Source organism: Acaryochloris marina MBIC11017 (assembly GCF_000018105.1).
GTDB lineage: Bacteria > Cyanobacteriota > Cyanobacteriia > Thermosynechococcales > Thermosynechococcaceae > Acaryochloris > Acaryochloris marina.
Map to the genome: position 1 here is coordinate 112178 of NC_009926.1, position 23676 is coordinate 135853.

The following is a 23676-nucleotide window of genomic DNA, read 5'->3' on the forward strand; positions in this document are numbered from 1 at the left end:
AAGCGGGTTTTAAAGCCTCTAATTTAACCGGAAATTTTTGCCTGGAGAGACTCCATCGCAACCCCTTTGAGACTTTAAAATACCTTGAGTCATTTCGATGAGTTTATTTAAATGTTGCTTTATATTTTAAACAGATTAATGATTCTAATCTCATATAATATCTACCGAAGCTTGACAACTTACAACCTGAAGAAAATTTCTGATTTTATTTTCCAATTCCTCCCATTCTGCCTCTGGTTGAGAATCTGAAATGATACCTGCTCCAGCAAATAAAATCAGTTTATTCCTTTGAATTAAACCTGACCGAATTGAAACTAAAAACTCAGCACTGTCAAGAGCTACCCATCCTATAGGAGATGCATAAAATCCCCTCGAAAAAGTCTCTAGACTAGCGATTAGTTCTAATGCTTTTTGTCTAGGATAACCACCTACTGCGGGTGTAGGATGGAGTTGATTAATAATGTCCGCATCACTTATTTCAGGATTCAGAATTCCAGAACAATGAGAGTATAAATGTTGTACTTGATTGAGGCGCAATAAATTGGGGTCTTCCGCGATATTAACCTGATGACATAACGTGCTAAGAGTTTCTTGCAAACCTTTCAATACTAATTTATGCTCCCTAATTTCTTTAGGGGAAGATAGCAACTCTTTAGCAAAATTATTATCTTCTTGGTAAGATGCCCCTCTGGGGCGAGTTCCGGCAATTGCCTCAGTTTGAATCTGACTACTTTGTCGCCAATAAAGACGTTCAGGTGTAGAACCAATAAAAGCTTTATCTCTATCTAGCTGAAAGCAAAATTGAAAAGAACAGTTTTGCTCCTTTTGGATTAAACTCAACAAATGTTCTGGCTGACAAGAGTCTACAATTGTAAACTCAGTTTGTCTAGCTAAAACTACCTTCTCAAGTATACCTTGATCAAGATAAGTTAATCCCTTATTGACATTGTTATACCACTGTAGCTGATTAGGAAAATCGACTCGCTTAGATAATTGAGGTTTTTCGCATTGTTGATGAGGTAAGTTAAAATTAATAGCTGCTAGTTCTTGCAATGTTTGCTGGATCTTTTTATTTGCATTATCGCTGTGATGTAATAGTAAATTCAACGCTAAATAGGTGCCAGCTTGATCCTTGAAAACTTCAAATTTGGGAACAAGAAAAAAATGATTTCCAAAATCCTGCCAAGGATAACTAGCAATCTGATTTTGCGAAAAACATATACCCCCATAGTAACGAACGCAGGAATATTTGCAGGACAGAAATTTTCTTAAGCGTTTAAAGAGAACATGGGAGCTTGCTTTTTCCCTGCTAAATACTAAATCAGCTGATCCAATACCAGCCATTTCAAACCTATCATGCCTGTCTGACCAATAAGTTTTTATGATGGATTTTTGTTGGCTTAACCAGTGCAATGGTTCTATATCATGATCTATAGATACTTCTAAACGAACAATTTTACTCTGAGAATTTTCTGCTAGTGTCTTGAGTTCATCAACAATAAAATCTATAATTTTCCTATGTAAGCACATAGTGTTAATCAAAATAATATTCTTTTAAAGTGTCTATATTTTCCTAAGTTCAGAAAAAGCAAACTCAAATTTTTTAGAGTTTAACTTACATCTGTTTGGATAAAAATTAGGTGTATTAGGTAGGAGTGAGTATAGTCTGATTATTAGAAGTGATCTTGTTAATCTTCGAGTCTTGGAACCATCTCTGGGAGAGAATTCCAGATTCTGGTAGCTAAACCCCAGACTTAGAACAGCTTTACGTGGGTGGAGACATTAAATCCCAAATCTGTATCCAGTATTCCCAAGGTATTGTTGAATGTTCCAGCAATGAACAATTCCCCAGTGGTCGCATTGAAAGTAATCTCACTCAAATTCGAAAACTCCAAAACCGCTTGGTTAATTTCTTATGTATCACCCTCCGTGGCTGGAAATCTGTGATCCAGTCGATGCCCCATGATGCCCCATTCACCTCAAATACGAACGTATCCGCCAACCTTGACTATCATCTAATAAGGAAGAGTAGAAAATCATGAATTAGGTGGTTTAGGCTTGAGATTCTGAATAGACTGGGAAGTCTGTGTATCCTTCCCTATCGAATGAGTACCAAATACTCTGCTCTGCAGGTGGGTTTAAGGGCCAGCCATTTGTGAAACGTTCCACTAGATCTGGATTGCTGATGAACGGTCGGCCAAAAGCGATTAAATCAGCGTGACCGTTCGAAATTCTATCGTCTGCATCCTCTTGACTATATCCACAGTTGCCAATGATAGTTCCGTTATAGACAGACCGAAATTCAGATAATTGCATGGGCTCACCTAACTCATGGAATCCAAAGGCCAGACCGTCTAAAACGTGGAGATAAGCTAGATCAAAGGTATTTAGCTGCTTAGCAACATACAAGAATGTTTCACGATAGTCTTGTGACCCCATGTCGTTATAGATACCATTCGGTGAAAGCCGAACACCGATGCGCTGAGTTGGCCAGACTTGGGAAATTGCCTCTACAACTTCCTTTAGAAATCGATAGCGGTTTTCCAAAGTTCCACCGTAACGATCTTGACGTTGATTGGTTTTACTTTGCAAGAAGCAATCAAGCAGATAACCGTTGGCACTGTGAATTTCCACACCGTCAAAGCCAGCCGTTTTGGCATTGATAGCAGCTTGTCGATAATCTTCAACAACCAGTGGAATCTCATCGGTACTTAAAGCACGTGGGTTTTCATAGGGCTGCTTGCCTTGTGGGGTATGAATTGAGTCCCCCTCAAGTTTGATAGCTGAGGGGGCTACAGGTAGCTGATGATCCTGATGAAAGCTGCTGTGAGAAGCTCGTCCACAATGCCAAAGTTGTAGAAAAACCTTACCCCCTTTTTCATGAACAGCTTTAGTTACTACTTGCCAAGCTTGGGTTTGCTCTTGGGTGTAAATTCCAGGAACATGCTGCCAACCGATGGCTTGGTCTGAGATAAAGGTTCCTTCTGTGACAATCAAGCCTGTTGATGCCCGTTGAGCGTAATATTCAGCCATCATTGCATTCGCCAACATTTCTTCCCCAGCTCGCGATCTTGTCATGGGAGCCATGACTATACGATTGGCGAGTGGCAAATCATGAAGATTGAAACTGCTGAGTAATGTCGGGGATGTTCCTGTTGCCGTCATTTCACGATTCTATTGAATTAAGTAATAACCAGAAAATTGTATCTTGAAGCGTGTGAAGTCTTAGTTACTAGCAACACACACCTAACATAACCAGTTACCCAGAGCTAATTTAGGAATTCTCCAAATTTTGCAACCAAGCATTCAAATCATCTAAGCTCTCGAATTCCAAAAGTGCTTCGCTCAGTGATTCAAGTTGATCAACCTCTAAGGATTGAATTTGAGTTTCCATTTCGGGAGAAAGCTGCTTAAACTTCCGATTAAGTTGACGTAAAACAATACTCACCTCTCCTTTTTGCCAACCCCTTTCTTCCCAGCTAGTCAAAGTTTGCATGATGGCTTCTCGTTCTCCTAATTCTAATGTATCAATTTCTGTTTGAAAGCGTTGCTCCTCGTTTGCTTCTAGTCGGAGATACGTGTCGATAAATTGAGAAATGAACTCTGTTCTAGCTGGATCAAGCTGCAAGGTAGCCAGCATCCTCAAACACTCCACTTTGACTCGTGGCCGATCCTCTTTAGCAATCTGCATCTTAGCCATCAATGCCGAAGCCACAGGATTATGCTGCCTCAGATAGTCTCGCCAGTTCAAACGATTGAGTTGAATGGCTCGGAAATTGAACTGCAAGACCTGGAAATCGGGAAACTCAACTTTGTAGCTGCTCTCTGCTTCCTTTTGAGGACTGTCATAGGAGAAAATCACCACAGGATAAATGGGCAAATCATATTTCTCATGCAGCCTCCCAAAGTAGCAGAACATGCGTTTCTCAAAGTCCGCTTGAACTGACGATTGGGGTTCTATGTGAAATAGAAAGTAGCTGTCCTGTCCTCGAAACTGGACTTGAGCCAGCAAGTCAATGATACGCTTCTCCTCCGCGCCAATACTGCTGAAGACTTCCTGATACAAAAACGTGACGGGTCCGCGCTCCACATAGTCTAAGACTTGAGGTAAAAACAAATCTAAGAATTCCCAAAAGAACGTCTCGATCAGTTCTTTGAACAGACCATCATGGTCAATGGATTCCCGTTGTGTCACCCGCTGCTCCGTGATTCGTATTCGATTCGCTGATTGAGTGTATCACTGGCATATCATCCGAGTTATCCAGGTACGGCTTCTTGCAGAGGTCTTCTAAAAAAGTGTGAAAGTCATCAAGACTGGCTGTTCAAGGCACCCGACTTAATCCAGACATTCTGATCGTAAAACCCACCCCGCTGCTCAAACTGAAATCCACCGAGTAGCATTCCTAGCCAGATAGGTACCAGTGACAGCTGTAGCTCCTGTTTTAGCTCGACCAAAGGCACCATCCCAGATGTCCCCTGTAAGTACGTTGAGATGGCATGTACCCATGCCAAAACATCCTCTTCTTCCAAGACTTGCAAGACTTCATCAGGTTGCTCAACCCTTAACTCAGTCTCCAGCTCTTCCAGCAACGATGCCTTGTCCTTGAGCACAACGATCGACTCACACTCCTCTTTGGGCAATGTTCGCCGAGTCACCGGGTCGGGTTCAGCAATTAGATCATCGTCTAACACCATGGATTGCCGAACCATCCCCATTTCGTCATCCAAATCAAGGATGGGACCGTCATCGTTGTGGGCATCTCGCCAGTCCCTGAGGAAGACCTCCGCTCGCCGACTCAAGATTTCTGCCATCTGCAATAGGGCAGTCCCCGCCGTGGATAACTTCTCCTCTAATGGCAACTGGGCGACTACTAAGTCCAATCGCTCCTGCAACTGCTGGAGGTCGCTCTCCACTGGAACCGCTTCCGCTTGATTCAACTGCTGCCAAAGATCGAGTTCCAGTTGCAATGCCATCGTGAACAACCTCCTACGGGAACAAAGGGCAGGGACGAATCGGGCATTGACTTGGATCCACTTCGACTTGTGAATCAAACTGATGCAGTACTTTTCCGTCTAAATGCTCAGAGAAGCGGTTGAGTATATTCCTGGAGTATTTCGTCACATCAGAGTTAGTCCACCCCAGGGTATGGACAGGCTCAACGATCGCAACCCGCTTTTGGCCTATCCACAGCTCCGCTGACATGGCATGAAGGGGCGCATCCCTTCTCGCTCGATACATCCGTCGAATAGCCGCAGGTTTGACGGGGACTTCCACCGTAACTTCAGGAATCAGCTTCCCCGTCTGTAGTTGATATTTCCGTTTCTTATTTCGGTTATAGCGATCGCGGTGCTTATACGAGGAACGTCGCACATGGCAACGCTGACCCACCCAGCACTCCTTTAACTTTGCTTGGTCCACGGGTAGCTTGGAACATCGACGGCATTTTTCTGCGATTGCACGGGCCATCGTCCTAAACCATTTGCATCATTTGAGGGGCAGGCAAAGTCCAGCCTTCCGCTTCGTAGAATTCCATCAAAGATTCTATGGCTTCCTGCCCATGTTTGGCAGCCTCTTCATAGGTTTGGCCATCAGTAATGGGCTGCATCACCCGGTCAAATTCTGGTAACGACACTACATAGCATTGATCCTCTTCCGACCACTCGATCACCATTCGATACTTAGTCTGAGTCATTCGATAATGCCTCCAATTGCTGTAGCGCTTTCTGCACTTTGCGTTCCAAATAGAGTGGGGCATCTGCCCCATCTTTGCGGGCAACCGTGATCACCTGGGGCAATTGAGGATGCTTCCAGTTACTGTGAGAGCCTTTACCCGGTCGGGAGATAAACCCAGCCTCCTTGAGCATAGCCTTGATCTCACGAATCTTCTTGGGCATCCACCTCTCTCTCCAGCGATGATGTAGCAGATGACCTCACTCTATCATGCTTATTAGTCAAAGTTTAGTCAAAGTCCAAATAATGATTTATTGGTCTATGGGTACGGAAATGACCATTGACGTAAGCTTAATTTTCTAAATTAGGTCACATCAATATGACCATAGTTATAATATTTGCATAATCAATTTTTAAGGGGTTGAACATGCAGCAGATGGGAGCGGGTCAATTCAAAGCCCAATGTTTGAAGCTGATGGATCAGGTGCAGCAGACCCATGAAGAGATTGTGATTACTAAACATGGGCAGCCGGTGGCTAAGTTAGTGCCGGTTGAGAATGACTCCCAAACGTCAATTTTGGGCTATATGAAGGACTCGGTTCAGGTGACGGGTGATATTGTCTCGCCAGTGGATGAGGTTTGGGAGGCAGATACCTAGTGTCTCAGGACTTACTCGTGTTGGATACCCATATCTGGATTTGGCTCTTGAATGGGAATATAGGCCGTCTGTCATCTGAGGGACTATCTGCCATTGAGAAGGCTAGTCAATCGGCACAGTTGGGGGTCAGTGCCATCTCTGTTTGGGAGGTGGGGATGTTGGAGTCAAAGGGACGACTGCGGTTGTCAAAGGGTTGTTTGGATTGGGTGCGGGAAGCGTTGTCTGCCCCTGGCTTGAGGCTATTGCCGCTAACCCCTGAAATCGCGATTGAAAGCTCTCGGTTGCCAGGGCAAATCCATGGTGATCCAGCAGATCGGATACTGGCAGCTACGGCTCGGATCTTAAATGGGACATTGGTGACCCAAGATCTAAAGTTGTTGTCATATGGAGAGCAGGCTTATCTTTCTGTGTTGCAAGGGTAGTGGGTGGATGAAAGATATCGATGGGATGCGATCGCAATGGAAACATCAGGGTTAGTTCGCTTAGAAATCGATGAGTCGGCAGTTGATGTCGATTTGCTTAGAGCAGTCTTGGTAGAGAAAACCAAACCCTCCACGCGGGAAGGGTATACCAAGGATCTGGTGGACTTCTTTTTATTCGTGACCCAGGGAGAATCGGTCTATGAAATTGAGGGGCCGAAGCGTAAGAGTGAGATAAAGGCTCAGGTGAAAGGGGAACTATCCCGGCTGAGTCAGTCTTTTGTGGGGATTGGCCGATTGAAAGCTTTAGAATTAGCCGCTCGGTATCGAGAATGTATGATGCAGCGAGGGTTGCAGGCGAATACGATTAATCGACGATTGTCCGCAGTGAAGTCCATGGTGAGGATGGCCAGACGTTTGGAGATGTGTGATTGGACATTAGCGGAAGTAGATGGTTTAACGGTAAACCCCTATCGAGATACCAGAGGGATTACAGCCTCTCAATTTCGACTGATGATGGTGTTCGTCAATCGGTTTTCTTTGGCTGGAGCCAGGGATTTCGCCATGTTGACGCTGTTGTGGGAGGCGGGATTGCGACGGTCTGAGCTGGTGGGTTGTGATGTCCGTCATTTTGACTCGGAGCAAAAACGGTTGTCGATTTTGGGGAAGGGAAGGAACGAAAGAGAGTGGATTGATTTGACGGAAAGTGGGGTACTAGCGATTTCAGAGTGGCTGGAAAAGCGAGAAGTTTATGCCCTCACGGAGCCGTTGTTTATCTCGTTGGATCGGGCGAATTGGGGGTCGAGGTTGTCGGGGACATCGGTGTATCGGATTGTTCGGGCTCTAGCAAAGAAGGCTGGGGTGAGCGAGAACTTTGGGCCTCATAAGATACGTCACAGTGGCACAACAACCTATTTGGAAATGACGGGTGGAGATTTGCGGGGGGCACAAGCCTATTCCCGACACGCCAATCTCAATACACTCAAGTTCTATGATGACAATCGCAAGCAGCTTCAGAAAAAGGCTTCTGCAAAATTGGCAGAGACCATTTCTTGGAAGAAGAATACTGATGAATCCGCAAATGAATAGGGTTGTATTGACGATAAAATCGCCAAGAGAGGAATTGGGCCTAAAGAATTTGTCAGTCTTGATGCGTGTCAATTTCTCTTTACTAACTGAGTACTCAGTAACTCTTGGATTTCCGTAAACTCTCGGATACAGAACACACTAGAGTTTATTTACTATAGAGGAATAAATAAATATATAAATCTAGTAATCAATAACTATGTCACCGTTAGAAAAAGAACTTCTTCCTATAGATGAGACTGAAGTATTCCCAGAAAATGACGAGCTAGAGATTGTAGACCTTGATGATCTACTGAAAGAACTACAGCAAGATTGAGGCTTAGAAATACTACTCGAAAAGATTAACCCTACATGGATCCTAATAGCCTTGCAGTCTGGAAAAACTTAGAGACTCATCTGGGTACTCCTTTCAGGAGAAATATGGTGGATCTCGTGTTGGAGAGTGTTCAAAACCGGGGGAGACCCTTATCTGCTGTTTTTAGAACATCACTCTGTAGATATGGACTTCGACTGCTGCCCGAAATCCAAGATTCTTATGTCATAGACGAAGATCACCGATCAGAATACTTACTCTTACATCCAAGTATTTAGGAAACAGAACCCCTTTCTCTGCAGGTTTTTTCCCGGTTTCGAACACTCTTCAGGTTGATCTGAAAAATAGCTCATCATGACAACTATCATATTTAGATGTCTTCCAGTGCTTGGTGACCAGGATGAATACAGGATCGCCTACCTCTACTACTATTAGCAGTTAATAACAGTCAGATTTAGCTCAAACCGCCCAACCGAATACCTACCCCCATCACCACGAATAATACAGCTAGGGTAGTGACACCAATAATGTGAAAGGCCAGCTCATTCAAGGTCTCTTGGGTCAGCTTCGGAATGATAAAAAAGCGAGCATGAAGGGCGAGAGCCAATGTGCCCAGAAGTAGAGACAGCTTAATAGCTATATAGATCGATAGATATGACTGGAAAGCCAAGAAGTTCTGGAAGCCGGGGAAATAAATCCAGGTCAGCCACACCCCAGTAATCGTCTGAAGCAGCAATGACGCAAGACCAAATCCTTCAAAGTGCTCTTCAAAGGTATGGATGCGATCTGGATCTCGATTTTGCATGGCCAAAGGCAACACCGTAACTGCCAGGACCAAATGTCCACCCGTCCAAACTGTTGCACCCAATGTATGCAGAATAACTAGGAGTTTGAATAGCATCGCCGTGGTTTCTGCTTCCTGAACCTGATAGAAAATTGAGCAATGTCCACTGTTTATAATCGATATCCCTTACCGCTCAAAAAAAGAGATGAGGGAACTCAAGATTTTCAGCAAGAACAAACTTAGGACACTACGGGAGCATCTTCAGCAGTCAATGCGGGGGGAGTATGTGGACTGAGAAGGGATTGCTGGGCTTCAGGTTGCTGGCAGGCCACCATTGTTTTGACATGTTCCATCTCATCATCGCGGATGGCCACAAATACGTCATACAGTGTATCAACCTGAGGACGGCGTTCTGCTGCTTGATGTGCGGTTTGGAATTCATCAAACATGTAGAGATCACCATCTCGGTAATACTGAATCGCGACGTCTGGGGCTGGTAGGGTTTTGAGGTGTTCAGCTTCTGTCTGCAAGAACTTGTCGTAGGAGGCATAGGCATGCTCTTCCACTAGCTCCATAAAATGGTAGGCCGAGCGGGGAGAAACTACGTATAACACCGCAATCACCCAGTAGTAAATCAAGGCGGTGGTTTTGGCCAAGAAGCGATCACCCCAAAATTCGGCACCCCCTAAAGATTCCATAATCAGGAGGTGATGAAGCTCATTCCAAGATTCGGCAAAGTGAATTTTGAGCCAGTCCGCCTTACGCCAGAGGCCTAGCGTTTCGTACAAGTGGAGAACGGATAGATAGGAAAAGTAGGGGACTCGTGCAACGGTTTCAAGTACGTAAAAACGGGGATAGGGACGATTGGCATAGATCTTATTGATGACAAACACCAAAATGCCAACAAGAATACGAATCATACTGGTAAGCCTCTAAAAAGCAACAGACATTAGGGTATGGATGAAATCAAAGAGAGGTAATCTCAGTAGTAAGTGCTGGAGGTTGTGCTTGAGTGGGCTGTTGCCAAATGGCAATCACAGCTCGACCAACGCTCATCACCAGTACCAAAGCCCCCACAGCAAAGACCATATCGCCAGGAATTCTCAGCCAAACGGTCCAGTGCATCCAGGCGGAATTGATGACCTCTGCGCTGCGGGCATACCAAGTGCCATGGTTGATGGACTGCACCAGTTGATAGAAGCCGTTGGGAATCAAGCCAAATACCATCATGATCACTAAGCCCCCGTTAATCCACCAAAAAGAGAAGTTGAAATTTTTCTCATCCCAGGCATGATCCGGCGTGATTTCCCGTAAGGCAAATAGCATTAGGGCGATGGCGAGGGAGCCATATACGCCATACAGGGCGGAGTGGGCATGAATGGGAGTTGTATTTAGACCTTGGGAATAGTACAGAACAATCGGTGGATTGATCAGGAAGCCAAACACACCAGCACCCACTAGATTCCAGAAACAAGTGGCGATAAAAAACTTAAGGGGTAGCCGATAAAAGCCTTGAGCCTCTTTAGAGAGCTTCAGGGACTTAACGACTTCAAACCCGATGAGGGTAAGAGGGACCACCTCTAGAGCCGAGGCTACAGACCCCATCGCCGTAATAAAGACCGGGGTGCCCGCAAAGTAGAGATGGTGGAGTGTGCCAATCACACCACTCCCTAGATAGAGAATCGTGGTGAGGTAGGTGGCTTTCAGTGCAGTCGATCGTTTCAGAAAGCCCAGTTCGCTGCAAAGGTAGGCAATCGCCACCGTGGCAAACACTTCAAAGAATCCCTCAACCCAAAGATGGACCACCCACCAACGCCAATATTCGGCAATGCTCAAGGGCGTATGGTTGGAATACATCAAGCCGGACGCATAAAACAAGGGAATGGTAATGGCGCTGTACAGGAAGAAATGATTGAGTCCCGTTTTGTTGCCTTCCGCCTTAAGGGCGGGTTTCAGGGCTCGGAACATCAGCCATAGCCAAAACACCATGCCACCAATTAACAGCAACTGCCAAAGACGGCCCAGCTCTACATACTCATAGCCTTGGTGACCGAACCAGAAACTTTTATCTCCTAGCCAGCCCTGGACACCGGCCCAAGTGCCTAACAAAGAACCGACGACAACCACGGTAAGGGCGGCCAATAGTCCGCCATTGCCCCAGGCTTGAAATTTCGGTTCATGTTTGCCAAAGCGGGGGCCAAAATACAGCCCTGCTGCCAACCAGCAAGTGGCAATCCAAAAGACAGCAAGCTGTAAGTGCCAGGTGCGGGAAGCAGCATAAGGCATATATTGCTGAATGGGAATTCCATAGAAACCCTCTCCCTCGACAGCATAGTGGGCCGTCACCATGCCCATCAGGATTTGAACCAAACAAAGGATCATCGCCACACCAAAAAAGAGGGTTGTCACTTTCTGGCTAGGGGTGGCGAGGCGAATGGCAGGGCGGGTGGTGACGGGCTGTACGTCTTCCGCATCTTCTTGGGTAATGTAGACAAACAAGAAAAAAGCAATGGCTGCAATTAAGACCACCACTGACACAATGGACCAGATCAGAAATTGTCCAGGCGCTTGATTACCAATCAGATCATCGTGGGGAAAGTTAGCGGTGTAAGAGAAGGGAGCATTGGGGCGGTTGGCTGAGGCTGCCCAGGCGGTCCAGCTAAAAAAGGCAGTAACCGAGTGGATTTGTCCCTCATCAGCAAACCAGCCACTAGGAATGGAGTGGATCGAAGATCCTTGGGAGAGCAAGGTTTGATAGTCTTCAAAGACCCTCTGTAGTCCTTGAGTTTGGGCTGAGGTGAGGGCCAAGGTGTCCGAGTGGGTATCGTAACGATTGGCCTTAAAGTTCTGCTGGACTTGGACGGTCAGGGTGGCGCGGTCAACCTCTGATAATTGTTCGAAATCCGCTTGACTGAAGTCAGGATCACCGTCATACAGGACACCCGCAGTGGCTAATCCCCAGCGATGGAGGACATCTGCGGTCCAGTCTGGAGCTAGATAGCTGCCATGTCCCCAGACACTGCCAATATGCTGGCCGCCTCGGGCCAGGTAGGTTTCTTGGCCGGATTGAATATCGGTCTGGGTAAGGATCGTTTCCTGTTGAGGCGACACGATCTGAGCGGGGATGGGCGGTGCATTTTTATAAATGGCTGCCCCCGCCGTGAGTAGAACGGTAAAGGTGACGATACAAATCAGGGCTAGCCATGCGGGTAAGCCCATAGATGGGCGGCGCGATCTCAAGTTCGTCGCTACAGTGTTATCAAAAGCTGGGTTGGCCATCGTTGCAATCCCCAAAAATAGTTTTGCTCCTAACAGCCCCTTTTATAAGTGGGGAGGAGTCGAACCCGAAGAGCTAGGTTCGTCCAATGCTGAGCGGGTCTGGAGGAGATGCCTCTCACTCTAAGAGACTCAGTTCGGCTCATTCTTTGACTTAAGTCAAGCAACCAATTAAAAGATACTTAAATCTGAGTCTCGGCTATTTAAAGTTGCAGAGTCTTAGCAAGGGGCTAATGTGCTGTCGAGGCTGTTTACAGGCCTTCGTCATACTTGGGATTCTGGGCAGAGTGTAGGTAGATGATAGACACCGCTGACGTAGCAGATTGGTTAGAGACAACCGTGATTTTTCGTGGCTTATCCGCAGAACAACGCCAGGCCCTGACCCAAACTGCTCAAATTCAACCCTTTAAGAAGGGTGAGCAAATCTTCCACCCAGACCAAGAGGCGACGGGATTTTATTTTGTGAAGTCGGGGCGAGTTAAAGTTTTTCAGATGTCTGCCAAAGGCAAAGAGCAAATTTTGAATATTTTTACCGAGGGGGATAACTTTGCGGATGTTCCGGCTTTAGATGGCCAATCCTTTCCGGCTTCCGCTGCAGCTCTGGAACCTGCAGACCTGATTTTTTTTCCGCGCTACCCGTTTCTGGATTTTCTCCATCACAATCCTGATGTGGCGGTACAAATGTTGGTTAGCCTCTTTAGCCATCTGCGCCATCTGGCCCAATTGGTTGAACAACTGTCGTTTAAGAGTGTGCCTCAGCGTTTGGCAACCTACCTGTTAAGTTTGGGTGATACGGTCAGCGATACGGTCTATCTGGACCTAACCAAAGGCCAACTGGCAGCAAGGCTGGGGACTATCCCTGCTACTCTGTCTCGGGCGTTTTATCAACTCAGTAGTGATGGCATGATTGCGATCTCAGGTTCCAAAGTGACGATACTAGATCGAGATCGCCTCACAGTCTTAATTCAATCCCCAGAAACTCCTGATTAGGCTTTCTATTCCGCGTTGCAGGTACTACACAAAACTAATTTGCTCGGATGAATAAGACTTGGGTTCGAGGTGAGTCGTGGCCCGGACAGGGGCATACTTTTGGTCCAGAATGGCTTCCACCTTTTCTGTGATTTGATGGGCCACTTCAACACTATCTGAGTCAACCACCAGGTGCATTTCGATAAAAGCTTGTCGTCCCAACACCCCCCGTGAAGCAATATCGTGACAGTTGAGGACTCCAGGCACATTAATGACGGCGTCATGGATGGCTTCTGGGGCAATAGCCATTTTATCCACCAGCCAACACCAACACGCAGACTGGAAATGCCAACAGCACATCGACCCACTGATAGCCAAACCCCACACCGACCAAGCCGAGCATAACCATGGCAGTGACCCAAATATCGCTCATCGTATGTTGGGCATCTGATAGCAGAATACTGCTGTCGACCCGCTCACCCACTCGACGTTCATACACCGCCACCCCAATATTAATGACCAGCACCACCAACAATAGCTCTAAGACTTGAGGAGACATCTCTACTAAAGACCCTGGGTTAACCAGATGGCCCACCGCCCTTCTAAAATCTCAAAACAGGCAATTCCTAAAAAGGCTGCAATGCCCAATGCGCCAATGGCATCGAATTTCTGGTGTTCATAGGGATGTTCTCGATCCGGTTCGGGGGATGCCAATCGGTTCATCGTTAATCCCAGGACATTATTGGCACTATCCGTAATGCTATGGAGGGCATCTGCAAATAAACTGAGGGACCCTGTCCACCATCCCAGCCCAACCTTAATGAGCATCACGGTCACATTTAAAAACAAGACTGTGACGAGCACATTACGCACATCTTGGCGATTATCAAGGGTCATGGAGCTACTGGGGATGTTTTTACTTGAGACCTGCTATTGAGAGCAATCATCAATCATTGATGTGGCTTACTGCAACTTTTAGAAGCCAGTAGAACAAGTAATTTATTGATTTAAATCAAAATTATTATTTATTGTTATGGAAACTCGATAACCCATTTTCTGAGTCGAATTGATTGTAGTGGAGGAATTTCCACGGTCTTGACGAACGACAACTTCATTAAAACAGTCTAAAAAGAGTAGACGCAAAAAGGCTGCTTATTGATAATTACTATTAATTGAATAAGCTATACATCTAGCATTTCATGTAGACAGCTCGTGAGTTAGTTAGGAATGGCTATCAAATGTCCAACAGCTTGCTGCTGCGATCAACAGTAATGCTTTGATCTTTTCAAAATTATATTTTTAGATTCTGCTGATACGACTGGTCAGCAGACCGTTTCTGATTCTCTTGTTGAGGAAATTCTGGTTGTGACGATTAACCTGTATGGACCTACCTAATTCTTGTCAGAGCTTGGCAAATATGCAACCGCCACAACAACTGTGGATTGTTGGCTATCAAAAAAGTGCCAAGACGAATCAACTAATCGGTATGGGGCTGGCACCCGGGACCGCCATTGAAATCTTACAGATGGTCGCTGGCAATTTGGTGGTTCGCATCGGCGAAACCCGCATTGGTCTCAACCAGGATATTGCTGAGCAAATTTTAGTGTCGGATCAGCCGTTAACAGCTCCAGAAAACGTCATGAGAGACCCTGCCAACATGGAACAAATCGCCCCCTTAACCCTTAAAGATTTCCAGCTTCACCAAACAGGCAAGGTCAAAGGTTTTGCGGATACGGATACCCCAGACCTTAGAGCCTATAAAAAGAAGCTATTGGCCATGGGTCTTACCCCTGGCACTGAATTTACCGTGACCCATATAGCTCCCCTCGGTGATCCCGTAGAAATCAAAGTTCGAGGGTTTCGCCTTAGCCTTCGTCAAGCGGAGGCTGCCTTATTGATTGTCCAAGAGGTGCAGGAATAGTCATGTCAACACCGACCATTGCCTTAATTGGCAACCCAAACTGTGGTAAAACCACTCTTTTTAACGATTTAACTGGAACGAACCAGAGAACGGGTAATTGGCCAGGGGTGACCGTTGATCAGAAAACGGGACACTATCACTACAACGGCACCAAAACGACGGTGGTGGATTTGCCTGGGGTGTATTCCCTAGATGGCGAAGATGACAGTACGGGGCTAGATGAAGTGATTGCCCGCGACTATCTACTGTCCACCGAGGCCGATTTAATTTTGAATATTGTCGATGCCTCTAACTTGGAGCGAAATCTCTACCTCACCACCCAAATCATGGAAATGGGACTACCCATGGTGGTGGCCTTAAACATGATGGACATTGCTCAGGATCACGACTTGGACATTGATGCGCAGGTGTTATCTCATCGCATCGGCTGTCCTGTGAGTTCCATGAGCGCGTTTCTAGGAGAGGGCATCCACGAAATCAAAGATATTATTAATAGCTATGTTGATGATCCGAAAAATCATCCCACCTTTGTCACCTATCCAGCGGTGATTGAAGATGCCATCCATCAGCTAGAGCCTATTGTTCAGCAGCAGGGGCATAATCCTAAAATTGCCCCTCGCTGGACCGCCTTAAAGTTGCTGGAATATGAAAATCGGGTGGCCCCAGAGTTGCAGGGACAGCAGCTTGAGCAAATCATTGCCAAACATCGCCGCCAAGTTCACCAGTTATTGCATGAAGATATCGATATTTTGGTAGCGGATACTCGCTACGGCTATATCCGCAGCCTCATGCAAGCAGCGGTTCAACAAACCCATCAGGTTAGCCACTCCAAATCGGATCAGATTGATCAGGTCGTCCTTAACCGCTGGATTGGCATTCCCCTATTTTTGGTGGTGATGTATTTGATGTTTTTCATTGCCATCAATATCGGTGGGGCCTTTATCGACTTTTTCGATATTGCCGTGGGGACACTGGTTGTAGATGCGCCTCAAACCTGGCTGGAGTCCGTTGGTGCACCGGGCTGGTTCACGGGTATCGTCACCGCCGCCGGGAGTGGCATCCAAACCGTCGCGACGTTTATCCCCCAAATTGGCCTGCTGTTTCTGATTCTGGCATTGCTAGAAGATTCAGGCTATATGGCCAGAGCCGCGTTTGTGATGGATAAGCTGATGCGATTTGTCGGCTTGCCAGGTAAATCGTTTATTCCCATGCTGGTGGGATTTGGCTGTAATGTACCGGCAATTATGGCGACTCGAACTTTGGAAAACCGACGCGATCGCCTGATGACGATCATGATGAATCCGTTTATGTCCTGTGGGGCCAGGTTGCCTGTATATGCGCTGTTTGCAGCGGCCTTTTTTCCCCGTAATGGTCAGAATTTGGTATTTGGCCTATACCTTATTGGGATCGCTGCTGCCGTATTTACTGGGTTTGTAATGAAAAACACGATTATGCAGGGCGAGGCCTCCCCGCTGGTGATGGAATTGCCTCCCTACCATATTCCTAAACTTAAAGGTGTTTTTCTGCGGGCTGGAGACCGACTCAAAACCTTCTTGCTGAAAGCGGGCAAGATGATTGTGCTGATGGTGATGGTTCTGGCCTTCTTAAATTCCGTGGGGACAGATGGTTCCTTTGGTCAGCAGGATAGCCAAAACTCAGTGTTGTCAGCTAGCAGTCGAACCATTACGCCTATGTTTGCCCCTATGGGCGTTCAAGCCGAGAATTGGCCAGCGACGGTGGGCATTTTTACAGGTGTCTTTGCCAAGGAGGCCATGGTGGGATCGTTGGATTCACTCTACGGTCAACTGGCTGAAGAAGCAGCACCCCAAGGTGAGGCAGATCCTCCCTTTAATTTCGGTGAGAATCTTCAGGCTGCCTTGGTTAGCATCCCGACCAATATGGTTAGTTTAGGGAATCAACTGCTCGATCCGCTGGGATTAAATGTTGGCGATGTCCAAGATCAGAGTGCAGTGGCTGAAGAACAAGAACTTTCCACAAGCACCTTTGGTCAAATGGCTCAGCGGTTTGGCACTTCAACGGCGGCCTTTGCTTACCTCTTGTTCGTGCTGATGTATTTTCCTTGTGTGGCAGCGACTGGGGCGGTTTACCGAGAAACCAATTTAGGATGGACGGCATTAGTGGCAGCTTGGACGACTGGCTTGGCCTATTGGGTGGCAACGATGTTTTATCAGGTGGCCACTTTTGCCCAACATCCAGGGTTCTCTACCGTCTGGCTGGGTAGCGGAGCAGTGGTGATGGTAGCTGTAATCGGCCTTCTAAAGACCCTCGGTACCAAGCGAAATGCTGTCTCTATCAGCCCTAGACAAAACACAAGTAGGCCAAAGGCAACCGCAGGAAAAAGTTAGAACTCTCTGCCCTTGGGGATAATAAGGCATTAAGGTTCTACCTTACTTATTATCCTCATTGGGCTTCAACTCCTCAAATCAGAGCAAGAATAATGATTCTCAAAGAGTTACAAGACTTTGTCCTCGATTATCACCGAGTTTCCCTGGCAGAAATGGAGCTCCATTTTCATATGGATGGTGATGCCCTTCGACATATGCTCACTAAACTCGTTCACAAAGGAAGGGTTCGCAAGTTACCAATCCCAGAACATTGCCATGGCTGTACATTCTGTAACCCGGACACGATCGAGTTCTACGAATGGGTCGATCAAGCTCAGCTAGGTGCGTCCCATTTGCCCAAAAAATTGATGACAAAAGCTCAAATCCACAGCATCCATTCCCTGGAAGAAGAAGATCCAAAAAAAAGTGAGCAAAATGCTATTAAATATGCAGTGATTTTACATGACTGCAAGGCCGGAAAGAAGCCAAAAGAGGAGTGATAATTGCATCAGGAGAATCACAATGTCTTGGTTTTCTCGTTCAGCTCCAACTAATGAAATTCAACTTCACATTGAAGATTTACACTGTGAAATGTGCGCTCAAACCGTCAAGGAAGCCTTGAAAAAAGTTTCAGGAGTCAAAAAAGTACAAGTTAAATTATCCAAAAAACAAGTGAATGTTGCGATCATTGAGAATAGAGAGGTTGATTTTGCTTCTTTGGCTAGCGCTTTAGAACCCACTGGATACCAAGCAGATTGTTGGCAGGAAAAAAGGTCTGGGTTAAAGCACTCTGAATAGATATTGATTCTTTAGTTATGTTCTGTCAGATAAATCTAATGGCTGGAATGACTGATGATCAGCGCATTAGCTCTTGATAACGAAAGAATTATTTCTCCCGAGATTAACAAACCATCATTAGTCGACTAAAAGAATTAACATCTAGCCCAGACCTTATCGCCGCCAACTTGTTCGATGGAGTGTTTGTTGGTTTAGCTGATGACTGCTGATCTATAGCTACTGTATATAAAACTTAGTTCTAGAGAACGAGATGTGTTGATTCTCAGCAATATGATTTCAGCCTGGGCGGTAACAGTCAATCTATCACTTCTCTGTCGAAATACTATTGATAACCAATTTCAATAAAGTTATAGTGGAATTTCCTCACACAACACCGTCTAGAGCCTGATCCTATTTCAGGCTCTAGACGGAAAAACCAATTCTAGATATCAGAGAGACATTCCCACATTGCAGACAATCATTCACTCAAAAGATGATGGTATGATTCAGCCTCACTTAGGTGATATTCAGAATATTCGCACTATCTCTGCACCAAAGTATCTGGCGCTAAGAAGTGGGCAAGATGATAGGCTCGCTCTTCAGTCTCAACTAGCATTTTTTCGTACAGGAATCGGGTTCCCCGATCGCCCAAGCTCTCTGCCTGTGATGTCTGTCGGCGGAGTAGTTCTATTAATGACTGTTCTGCAGCCAAATCATGTTCCACCATAGTGCGACAATCAAAGGCGTCATCTGCTTCTGGGGTAAAGCAGCAGAGTTCCGCCAGTTTGGTAAAGCTCGCAGCCGGAACTCCACCCAGGCCATTGAGACGTTCTCCTAATTCATGAACATGGCCTTTTACTTCACCCGCACTCTCATGGAAAAATTCATGAAGGCTGTAAAATTCAGCTCCCTCAACTACGAAGTGATGTTTCTGATACTGAAGATATAGCGCCTGAAAGCTGGCTAGCAGGATGTTCATCCCCTCACAAACGGGTTCTGTAATCGAGCGTTCTAGATGCAATACATTTTCTGAAATTTGATTGAATGATTGTGCAACGGTATCTGGCATAACGGTCTCCTCTCAAAACTCAACATTTCAATTGATAGGGCTAAACAAGAAAACGAATAAAGGTATCAAAAAGCGAGTCAATCCTCAGTAAACAAAAACCCTATATCCGTCAGTCAAATAACCACATATAAACTATTGACAACTCATTTATCTCAGCAATTTTAACCAATTAATATGCTTCAGATGCCTTTATCCTAACAGCCTTTAGAGTTTTATTCATCGACAGGTTCAACGTGGTTCAAGCAACAGAATTCTAAGTTCAAATATTATTGATAATTATTTTCATTCTGCCCTGAATATATGTTCAAGCTTTGATATAGAAATCATAAAACTCAACATAGTTTGTTAGTAGGAGTGAGAGGTGAAAAATGGAATCTAAACGTCAGGTCTCAAAGAACAGTATTACTGTTGAAATACATTGTCAGAATCGATGGGTGATTTATCGCCGTCTCCAGGAACTTGATATTGCCTGTGATTGCTCAGCTTATCAACCATTGACGATTCAGGTTGATACTCCTGAAAAGGCCATTCAGCTATGGAGTATTTCACGTCGGGTTTCGCAACCTTGCCAGCAGCTCATATGGGAACTAGAGAAATGTTGGCAGTTATATTCATATCGGTTTAAGAAATAACTCACTCAAAGGGTGATGCTATGTTTCCTTTTAGCTTGCAGGGCGTTTTTGAATTGGAGCTTCCTCACATAAAGGATGAGGAAATTCTGCATCGAATAATTCGAGCATTAGAGATAGAACGGGCCAAAAATATTCGATATTCTGGTCATTGGGTCAGATTTCGAGGTGGGCAGTTTCGAGCAGTGAGGCGTGGGAATCGACTGAGTTCAATTACGACGGGTACGATTACGATTGAGCGAAAAAATGAGCGTAGGCTGAGAGTTCACTATTACCTTGCTGTTTGGGAGTTGTTCTTGATTTTTACGGGGGTGGTGGTTGTTTTGTTTGGGCCAATCATTTGGCAAGAATACTCATCAAATCCTCGCACTGTGATGCTCATTTTAGGGGGGATGTGGTTTTGGCTATTTGGAGTTAGTTTAATGCGAGTCCGACTCTGCTTTCCCTGGTTTCTGAAGGATTTTATCAGCCTCCACCAATAGGAGACAAAGGGCGATCCCCCTTGCTCCATTCAGCCATCAGTAGAAAAGACTTCTTCAAACAAAGATGGTTTGCCTGAGCTAGGGAATTACCTCCAGACTTATCTTTCTCGCTTTTGTAATCGATCTAAGCGCAGCTGATGCTCAGGAGTGAACAAAACCTGAAACGCCAGCATCACAATGCCCATGCAAGCCAGTGCCGTTCCCGCTGCAATGGTGAAGAAGATAACAATTTGATAGCGCACGGCATCCGTGGGAGCAACTCCTCCTAAAATTTGCCCTGTCATCATCCCTGGTAAGCTGACTAATCCCACGACCATCATGGAATTGATGGTGGGAATCATGCCCGTCCGAATTGCATCCCGAATCATCGAATTGGCTGCTTCCCAGCGGGTTGCTCCCAGTGCCAGGAGAGCTTCAATTTGAGATTGCTGTCTGACTAAATCTTCCATCAACCGATCCAGTGCTAAGGATGTTCCCGTCAGCGTGTTTCCCAATACCATTCCCAATAACGGAATGACATACTGCGGGTTATACCAAGGATCAATCTGAATGATTCCACCCACTAACAGGCCCGTAACCAATGCACTCGAAGCTAGGATTGAAAGCAAACTCCGCCAAAAAATTGCGGGGAATCGCCGCTGAGTCCGGTTGACGGAGGCATTCCCCGCAATCACACTCATCATTAAAGCGACGAAAAACACTAACCAAGGATTATCAAGAGCAAAGACCCACGCCAAGATATATCCAACTAATAAAAGCTGCACGACCATTCGGATGGCTGCAATACCCAAGCTTTTGGCGAGACCCAACTGCAAGGCAAAAGAAAGACCAATATTGACGAAAATCAAGCCTGCAGCAAGCGCCAGTTGAAAATCACTGATTGGAATATAACTCTGGTTCATTGCGGCTTTCTGGTGAGGGTCAAAGATCGATCCGTCACCCGCTGAAGTTGTTTCACATTATGACTAGTCCAAATACAGCAGCGTGAAGAATCTTCCTGTTGCCATTGATTCACCAAAACTTCGATTTGCTGGGCGGTACTTTCATCCATAGAGGCAGTCGGTTCGTCTAAAAGCAACACTTGGGGCGAGAGCTGTAAGGCCCTTAGACAAGCCACAATTTGTGCTTCTCCACCAGATAGGTTGTTAACAGAATGATGCAGGAACTCAAGCTGACGTCCAAGGGGCCATAAATATTCTAAGATTTGTTCTTGGTTATAAGCTTTAGGGTGGTGAATGGCCAATTGATAAACCTGCTGCAAATTAAATACAACGGTCCCTTCCAGCAGTGCAGGCCGCTGATGGAGGTAGATGACTTGGGCACGATACTCAGGCATTGAAAAGCCTGACAAAGGCTGACCGTGAAAGGTGAGTTGACCTGCTTGCAACGCATCTAAACCAGCAATTGCTCTGAGTAAGAGGCTTTTGCCGACTCCAGAAGGACCAATGATAGCAAGACGTTCACCAGGGAATAGCTCAAAATCTAGGTGCTGCCAAATCCAGTGATGTTCAATCTTGCGACCAATCTGAGCAGCGGATAGAAGGGGAGAGGACATAGCTGGGTAGAAATAGAGTGATGTCTCATGGGGAGTAGGTTTGATGCTCTTTTTGGTTGCACTGTATTCTGAATTCTACTGGTAATCCGGTTGGCATTCAGCATTCGAGTGAAACAGATTGAGGATTGGCTAGAAGTGAATAGCGAACACCAAATTGGGTGTTTTAGCATCTGCGCTGCGGCCCGCTTAGTCCAGCGTTTAGTGTTTACATCAAGTCGCGGAGACGCTTCTTCAAAAATAACTAGCTCTAGATCTTTGAGGAAAATTCGAGAAAGGACTAGAATTTGGGTCTGTCCAGCCAAAAGACCGTCACCGTTAGTCCCTAAAATAGTGACTAAGCTTGTGGGTTAGGATCTCGGAACGTCCCGTGCGAGTTTTGATCAACTTAAACATCTTCTTGCTATAAATCAGTGATTACAAGTACCCAAAAAGAGGTGTTTCAGTGCTAGTTAGTAACGGGCATCGTCTTACCAACTTGACGTAGTACAGGTAAGCAGTAACCACCTATCCCCACCCAGATTAACGCTAGCGATGTAAGAACGTATAGCAAGGCAATACCTGCACCAGGCTGAGTCCCAAACACAGGCCCAATCGTTCCAGTAACGACCTTTGATTGCACTAGCGGTTCAAAGATGCGATCGGCAAGAGGACCGGCAATCAGAGAAGCCACTGCCTTCAGTCCCTTATGGACCAGCGAGTTGGCCGCAAATACGCGCCCCTGAATCTCTGGTGCTGTATTCTCCATCCAGAGGGCGGTTTCGGAGCTGTTTAACAATGGAAAGTTGAGTGAGGAACAAAATTGACCTGGAATCCAGACCTGAAGCGATCGCCCAAATCCAAAGATAGTTTTCGCGAGACCTGCACCCATGAACCCAATCAATATGCCCTGCATCCGGCGTTTGGGTCCACCCCAAATAGTGAGAATAATCGCGCCTATCACTCCCCCAATTCCAGCAGCGGCTCCGGTGCTGGCTAAGACCTGAGCACTGCCGTTGCTACGGGCCAAAAGCATGGGGTTATAAATGGCTCCACCGAGATCATGGAAAAACCAAAACAGGGCTGTGATCAGCAAGAGTGCCTTGAGGTGAGGCTGTTTCCAGATGTAGCGAAACCCAAAGGTAAGCGAATGTGTTAATGTTTTCGGCTCAGGATCAGTATGCACGGGTTGGGGAATAATGGCAAAAATCAGGGTGGCAATCGCTCCCGCAAAAGTAACCAAATCAATGCCTAAAATACCAAGCAGCCCGATAGCGGGATACAGTACCCCGGCCAAGGCGGGGCTGAGAATGGAAGAACCATAATGTACTGCGGCATTCATGCTATTGGCCCGTATCAGTTGCGCCTCGGAAACGAGCAAAGAAACGGAGGCTTGATAGGCCAACTGCTGAATTTGCCCAAAGCCACCGTTAATGGCGGCAAAAAGATAGAGGTGCCAAATGGCTAGGCCATCAGTGAGATAGAGCGTACCGAGGCCAAGGGTAGATAGAGCGGCGATCGCATCCCCAAAAATCATTAAAGTTTTGCGGTTGACCCGATCGACAATTAGACCTGCGATCAGGGTGATGGGAATCTGCGGCACTTGAAAAAAAAAGCCCACTAAGGCCAGGGCCGTCGCCGAGCCAGTTAACTGCCAAGCCCAGAGAATCAGGGCAAAGTAGGTCATGTAGCTGCCGACGGTCGAGATGAGCTGGCCGAACCAAATGAGGATAAAGGTTCGCATTG

Annotated in this window: 25 protein-coding genes and 1 pseudogene; 10 read left to right on the forward strand and 16 right to left on the reverse strand. The window is 46.1% G+C overall.

From position 1 onward, the window contains the following. Positions 1–150 precede the first annotated feature (150 nt). From AM1_RS29345 to AM1_RS29375, 8 genes are all read right to left on the reverse strand, one after another. A complete protein-coding gene (locus tag AM1_RS29345; RefSeq protein ID WP_148215995.1) occupies positions 151–1542 on the reverse strand; it encodes an isochorismate synthase in 1392 nt (463 codons plus the stop codon). 212 nt (positions 1543–1754) lie between these two features. Then, complete coding sequence (locus AM1_RS44065) at positions 1755–1880, reverse strand: hypothetical protein (protein ID WP_269150239.1); 126 nt, start codon at positions 1878–1880, stop codon at positions 1755–1757. 172 nt (positions 1881–2052) lie between these two features. Further along, entirely contained in the window at positions 2053–3165 is a 1113-nt protein-coding gene (locus tag AM1_RS29350; RefSeq protein WP_012166637.1) for an alkene reductase, read from the reverse strand. Between the two features lie 109 nt (positions 3166–3274). After that, on the reverse strand, positions 3275–4195 hold the full coding sequence (locus AM1_RS29355; RefSeq protein ID WP_012166638.1) for a DUF4351 domain-containing protein: 921 nt from the start codon (positions 4193–4195) through the stop codon (positions 3275–3277). 113 nt (positions 4196–4308) lie between these two features. After that, positions 4309–4974 (reverse strand): hypothetical protein, encoded by a 666-nt coding sequence (locus tag AM1_RS29360; protein WP_012166639.1) that lies wholly within the window; start codon positions 4972–4974, stop codon positions 4309–4311. Positions 4975–4987: 13 nt separating this feature from the next. Further along, on the reverse strand, positions 4988–5467 hold the full coding sequence (locus tag AM1_RS29365; RefSeq protein WP_010479413.1) for a hypothetical protein: 480 nt from the start codon (positions 5465–5467) through the stop codon (positions 4988–4990). A gap of 4 nt (positions 5468–5471) precedes the next feature. Next, entirely contained in the window at positions 5472–5693 is a 222-nt protein-coding gene (locus AM1_RS29370; protein ID WP_012166640.1) for a type II toxin-antitoxin system HicB family antitoxin, read from the reverse strand. Then, entirely contained in the window at positions 5680–5895 is a 216-nt protein-coding gene (locus tag AM1_RS29375; protein WP_010479419.1) for a type II toxin-antitoxin system HicA family toxin, read from the reverse strand. The genes AM1_RS29370 and AM1_RS29375 overlap by 14 nt, the downstream gene beginning before the upstream one ends. Before the next feature lie 203 nt (positions 5896–6098). Here AM1_RS29375 and AM1_RS29380 point away from each other — a divergent pair, with 203 nt between their 5' ends. From AM1_RS29380 to AM1_RS29390, 3 genes are read left to right on the forward strand one after another with little or no spacing between them, the layout of a single operon-like run. After that, a complete protein-coding gene (locus AM1_RS29380) occupies positions 6099–6329 on the forward strand; it encodes a type II toxin-antitoxin system Phd/YefM family antitoxin (protein WP_012166641.1) in 231 nt (76 codons plus the stop codon). Beyond that, positions 6329–6751 (forward strand): type II toxin-antitoxin system VapC family toxin, encoded by a 423-nt coding sequence (locus AM1_RS29385; RefSeq protein WP_012166642.1) that lies wholly within the window; start codon positions 6329–6331, stop codon positions 6749–6751. The genes AM1_RS29380 and AM1_RS29385 overlap by 1 nt, the downstream gene beginning before the upstream one ends. Positions 6752–6787: 36 nt before the next feature. Continuing rightward, positions 6788–7837: a tyrosine-type recombinase/integrase gene (locus AM1_RS29390; RefSeq protein ID WP_041661170.1), complete on the forward strand. Its 1050-nt coding sequence runs from the start codon at positions 6788–6790 to the stop codon at positions 7835–7837. 764 nt (positions 7838–8601) lie between these two features. Here AM1_RS29390 and AM1_RS29395 read toward each other — a convergent pair. From AM1_RS29395 to AM1_RS29405, 3 genes are all read right to left on the reverse strand, one after another. After that, positions 8602–9048: a CopD family protein gene (locus AM1_RS29395; RefSeq protein WP_012166644.1), complete on the reverse strand. Its 447-nt coding sequence runs from the start codon at positions 9046–9048 to the stop codon at positions 8602–8604. A 122-nt stretch (positions 9049–9170) separates the two neighbouring features. Further along, the gene (locus AM1_RS29400) at positions 9171–9851 is read right to left on the reverse strand and encodes an alternative oxidase (protein ID WP_012166645.1); all 681 of its coding nucleotides are present in this window, start codon (positions 9849–9851) and stop codon (positions 9171–9173) included. A gap of 46 nt (positions 9852–9897) precedes the next feature. Beyond that, complete coding sequence (locus AM1_RS29405; protein WP_012166646.1) at positions 9898–12210, reverse strand: nitric-oxide reductase large subunit; 2313 nt, start codon at positions 12208–12210, stop codon at positions 9898–9900. 294 nt (positions 12211–12504) lie between these two features. Here AM1_RS29405 and AM1_RS29410 point away from each other — a divergent pair, with 294 nt between their 5' ends. Next, positions 12505–13197 carry a Crp/Fnr family transcriptional regulator gene (locus AM1_RS29410; RefSeq protein WP_012166648.1) on the forward strand — a complete coding sequence of 231 codons (693 nt, stop codon included), beginning with the start codon at positions 12505–12507 and terminating at the stop codon, positions 13195–13197. 24 nt (positions 13198–13221) lie between these two features. On the opposite strand, the pseudogene AM1_RS29415 reads toward AM1_RS29410, so the two are convergent. Next, positions 13222–14073, reverse strand: a pseudogene (locus AM1_RS29415) (cation diffusion facilitator family transporter). Between the two features lie 520 nt (positions 14074–14593). On the opposite strand from AM1_RS29415, the gene AM1_RS29420 reads away from it, so the two are divergent. The 4 genes from AM1_RS29420 to AM1_RS29435 all read left to right on the forward strand — a co-directional run bounded on the left by AM1_RS29420 (position 14594) and on the right by AM1_RS29435 (position 18240). Next, on the forward strand, positions 14594–15097 hold the full coding sequence (locus tag AM1_RS29420) for a FeoA family protein (protein ID WP_049783871.1): 504 nt from the start codon (positions 14594–14596) through the stop codon (positions 15095–15097). A gap of 2 nt (positions 15098–15099) precedes the next feature. Further along, positions 15100–17463, forward strand: coding sequence for a Fe(2+) transporter permease subunit FeoB (gene feoB / locus AM1_RS29425; protein WP_012166652.1), 2364 nt, complete (start codon positions 15100–15102; stop codon positions 17461–17463). Between the two features lie 92 nt (positions 17464–17555). Then, entirely contained in the window at positions 17556–17942 is a 387-nt protein-coding gene (locus tag AM1_RS40125; RefSeq protein ID WP_012166653.1) for a FeoC-like transcriptional regulator, read from the forward strand. Positions 17943–17964: 22 nt separating this feature from the next. Continuing rightward, positions 17965–18240: a heavy-metal-associated domain-containing protein gene (locus AM1_RS29435; RefSeq protein WP_012166654.1), complete on the forward strand. Its 276-nt coding sequence runs from the start codon at positions 17965–17967 to the stop codon at positions 18238–18240. A 520-nt stretch (positions 18241–18760) separates the two neighbouring features. On the opposite strand, the gene AM1_RS29440 is transcribed toward AM1_RS29435, so the two are convergent. Further along, complete coding sequence (locus tag AM1_RS29440; protein WP_012166655.1) at positions 18761–19288, reverse strand: DNA starvation/stress protection protein DpsA; 528 nt, start codon at positions 19286–19288, stop codon at positions 18761–18763. A 368-nt stretch (positions 19289–19656) separates the two neighbouring features. On the opposite strand from AM1_RS29440, the gene AM1_RS29445 reads away from it, so the two are divergent. Both AM1_RS29445 and AM1_RS29450 read left to right on the forward strand, forming a co-directional pair. Beyond that, positions 19657–19920 carry an Asr1405/Asl0597 family protein gene (locus tag AM1_RS29445; RefSeq protein ID WP_012166656.1) on the forward strand — a complete coding sequence of 88 codons (264 nt, stop codon included), beginning with the start codon at positions 19657–19659 and terminating at the stop codon, positions 19918–19920. 20 nt (positions 19921–19940) lie between these two features. Next, positions 19941–20399, forward strand: a complete 459-nt coding sequence (locus AM1_RS29450) for a hypothetical protein (RefSeq protein ID WP_012166657.1) — start codon at positions 19941–19943, stop codon at positions 20397–20399. A 98-nt stretch (positions 20400–20497) separates the two neighbouring features. On the opposite strand, the gene AM1_RS29455 is transcribed toward AM1_RS29450, so the two are convergent. The 3 genes from AM1_RS29455 to AM1_RS29465 all read right to left on the reverse strand — a co-directional run bounded on the left by AM1_RS29455 (position 20498) and on the right by AM1_RS29465 (position 23674). Continuing rightward, positions 20498–21301: an ABC transporter permease gene (locus tag AM1_RS29455; protein WP_012166658.1), complete on the reverse strand. Its 804-nt coding sequence runs from the start codon at positions 21299–21301 to the stop codon at positions 20498–20500. Next, positions 21298–21954, reverse strand: coding sequence for an ABC transporter ATP-binding protein (locus tag AM1_RS29460; protein ID WP_012166659.1), 657 nt, complete (start codon positions 21952–21954; stop codon positions 21298–21300). The genes AM1_RS29455 and AM1_RS29460 overlap by 4 nt, the downstream gene beginning before the upstream one ends. 445 nt (positions 21955–22399) lie before the next feature. After that, complete coding sequence (locus AM1_RS29465; protein WP_012166660.1) at positions 22400–23674, reverse strand: MFS transporter; 1275 nt, start codon at positions 23672–23674, stop codon at positions 22400–22402. Between the last annotated feature and the right edge of the window lie 2 nt (positions 23675–23676).

Excerpts from the sequence above, each read along its gene's own strand:
- AM1_RS29350 (WP_012166637.1), bottom strand. The coding sequence starts at position 3,165 with ATGACGGCAACAGGAACATCCCCGACATTACTCAGCAGTTTCAATCTT.
- AM1_RS29360 (WP_012166639.1), bottom strand. The coding sequence starts at position 4,974 with ATGGCATTGCAACTGGAACTCGATCTTTGGCAGCAGTTGAATCAAGCG.
- AM1_RS29365 (WP_010479413.1), bottom strand. The coding sequence starts at position 5,467 with ATGGCCCGTGCAATCGCAGAAAAATGCCGTCGATGTTCCAAGCTACCC.
- AM1_RS29370 (WP_012166640.1), bottom strand. The coding sequence starts at position 5,693 with ATGACTCAGACTAAGTATCGAATGGTGATCGAGTGGTCGGAAGAGGAT.
- AM1_RS29375 (WP_010479419.1), bottom strand. The coding sequence starts at position 5,895 with ATGCCCAAGAAGATTCGTGAGATCAAGGCTATGCTCAAGGAGGCTGGG.
- AM1_RS29380 (WP_012166641.1), top strand. The coding sequence starts at position 6,099 with ATGCAGCAGATGGGAGCGGGTCAATTCAAAGCCCAATGTTTGAAGCTG.
- AM1_RS29390 (WP_041661170.1), top strand. The coding sequence starts at position 6,788 with ATGGAAACATCAGGGTTAGTTCGCTTAGAAATCGATGAGTCGGCAGTT.
- AM1_RS29395 (WP_012166644.1), bottom strand. The coding sequence starts at position 9,048 with ATGCTATTCAAACTCCTAGTTATTCTGCATACATTGGGTGCAACAGTT.
- AM1_RS29400 (WP_012166645.1), bottom strand. The coding sequence starts at position 9,851 with ATGATTCGTATTCTTGTTGGCATTTTGGTGTTTGTCATCAATAAGATC.
- AM1_RS29405 (WP_012166646.1), bottom strand. The coding sequence starts at position 12,210 with ATGGCCAACCCAGCTTTTGATAACACTGTAGCGACGAACTTGAGATCG.
- AM1_RS29410 (WP_012166648.1), top strand. The coding sequence starts at position 12,505 with ATGATAGACACCGCTGACGTAGCAGATTGGTTAGAGACAACCGTGATT.
- AM1_RS29420 (WP_049783871.1), top strand. The coding sequence starts at position 14,594 with ATGCAACCGCCACAACAACTGTGGATTGTTGGCTATCAAAAAAGTGCC.
- feoB (WP_012166652.1), top strand. The coding sequence starts at position 15,100 with ATGTCAACACCGACCATTGCCTTAATTGGCAACCCAAACTGTGGTAAA.
- AM1_RS40125 (WP_012166653.1), top strand. The coding sequence starts at position 17,556 with ATGATTCTCAAAGAGTTACAAGACTTTGTCCTCGATTATCACCGAGTT.
- AM1_RS29435 (WP_012166654.1), top strand. The coding sequence starts at position 17,965 with ATGTCTTGGTTTTCTCGTTCAGCTCCAACTAATGAAATTCAACTTCAC.
- AM1_RS29440 (WP_012166655.1), bottom strand. The coding sequence starts at position 19,288 with ATGCCAGATACCGTTGCACAATCATTCAATCAAATTTCAGAAAATGTA.
- AM1_RS29445 (WP_012166656.1), top strand. The coding sequence starts at position 19,657 with ATGGAATCTAAACGTCAGGTCTCAAAGAACAGTATTACTGTTGAAATA.
- AM1_RS29450 (WP_012166657.1), top strand. The coding sequence starts at position 19,941 with ATGTTTCCTTTTAGCTTGCAGGGCGTTTTTGAATTGGAGCTTCCTCAC.
- AM1_RS29455 (WP_012166658.1), bottom strand. The coding sequence starts at position 21,301 with ATGAACCAGAGTTATATTCCAATCAGTGATTTTCAACTGGCGCTTGCT.
- AM1_RS29460 (WP_012166659.1), bottom strand. The coding sequence starts at position 21,954 with ATGTCCTCTCCCCTTCTATCCGCTGCTCAGATTGGTCGCAAGATTGAA.
- AM1_RS29465 (WP_012166660.1), bottom strand. The coding sequence starts at position 23,674 with ATGCGAACCTTTATCCTCATTTGGTTCGGCCAGCTCATCTCGACCGTC.